Annotated in this window: 2 protein-coding genes; one reads left to right on the plus strand and one right to left on the minus strand. The window is 65.5% G+C overall.

The window, feature by feature from the left end; genetic code table 11:
* On the minus strand, nt 1–134 hold a 134-nt coding region (locus tag LQV45_RS32260), incomplete at its 3' end, for a peptidylprolyl isomerase (protein ID WP_230011607.1).
* 155 nt (nt 135–289) lie between these two features.
* Between LQV45_RS32260 and LQV45_RS32265 the strand changes: the two genes are divergently transcribed.
* Nucleotides 290–1,288, plus strand: a complete 999-nt coding sequence (locus LQV45_RS32265; RefSeq protein WP_230011606.1) for a hypothetical protein — start codon at nt 290–292, stop codon at nt 1,286–1,288.
* Nucleotides 1,289–1,424: the final 136 nt, after the last annotated feature.

Consider the following 1,424-nt stretch of genomic DNA (forward strand, 5'->3'; position numbering starts at 1 on the left):
GTCCAGGCCTTCTCACCGGTAGCCAGCCCGACGAAGTTGTCGACGGTCTTCGGCGCGTGGTTGCCAAAGAGGTTGACGACGATGTCGCCGAGGCTCGTGTGGATAGTGGCTTTTGCGGTTGCGTTGGCAGTCATAGCGCCCATTCTTCCATGACGTCTACGCCCGCGTAGGGCCGCACAGTCAGTTCCGCGCTGGGTGAAATCCACTGGAAATCGGCCTGAAGAATAGCCGGTGCGTTCCTAGACACGTAGGCTAACAGCAGAACCGTCACATTAATCGGGAGGTAGTTGTGAAGAAAACGGATCGTATTGCCCGTGACTTGGAGCAGTCAGTCAGCACCGGAGTAGACAGCGCCAAGGATTGGGCGGCCCCGCGGGTTGAGGCTGCCGTGAACTGGGCTGTTCCCCGCCTGCAGCACGGACTGGACACCGCCTCTCCCAAGATCCAGGAGGGCCTCAAGTCGGCGGCCCACAATCTGGCCGGCGGCGTTGCCACTGTCACTCCCCGCCTTCAGGATGGCCTGGCTCAGCTGGCGCCGAGGATCCACGATGCCGCGGACAGCGCTACCCCGCGCCTGCACGAAGCTGTGGACAAGGCAGCCCCGGTCATCGCCAATGCACGCGACCGGGTTGTTGTCGAGTACCTGCCCAGGCTTTCCGACCAGATCGGGCAGGCTTCCGTGGCCGTCCACCGCACGTTGGAAAACGCCCCGGCCCACGTGGACGCCGTCGCACAGAAGCTTGTTGATTCCGGTGTTGTCACCGGCGTCCAGACGCAGGCCCAGGCCGTCAAGGGACACGCCAAGAAGGCAGGCAAGAACGCCAGCAAGAACATCAAGGCGGCCGCCAATGAGGTCACCAAGACGGCTAATGCCAAGCTCGCCAAGCAGCAGAAGCCCAAGCACCGCGGCCTGCTGATCTTCGGCATCATCGCTGCCGCCGTTGCAGCCGGTGTCGCCGCCTGGCGGGCGTCCAGGCCGGTGGAGGACCCCTGGAAGGTACCGACGCCGGTAAAGCCCGCCCCCACGGCCGCCCCGGCCGGCGAATCGCTGAAGGACGCCGCCGACAAGGCCGGTTCCGCGACTGTAGCGGCAGCGGACTCCGCGGCTGAGGCATCCAAGGAGGCTTCCGATTCCGCAGCCACCGCGGCGGACAAAGCCACGGAAACGGCCAAGGACGCCGCCGGCAACGCCGCTGAGGCCGCCGACAAGGTTGCCACCGACGCCAAAACGGCCGTACGCAACATCGCGGCCAGCCTGAACAACGGCGCAGACAAGCCCGGCAAGTAGAACCTGGCCGGCACAGGCCGGCTGAGTCGAGACCCTGCGCCGGGCAGTCCCGCTGCCGGCAGGTGACCTGCACTCTCCCAAGGAGGGATTCCGCCACGGTGCGGGATCCCTCCTTTTGTTTGACGCGGCCTCCGCA

The sequence above is a fragment of the Microbacterium sp. Bi128 genome (genome assembly GCF_918698205.1).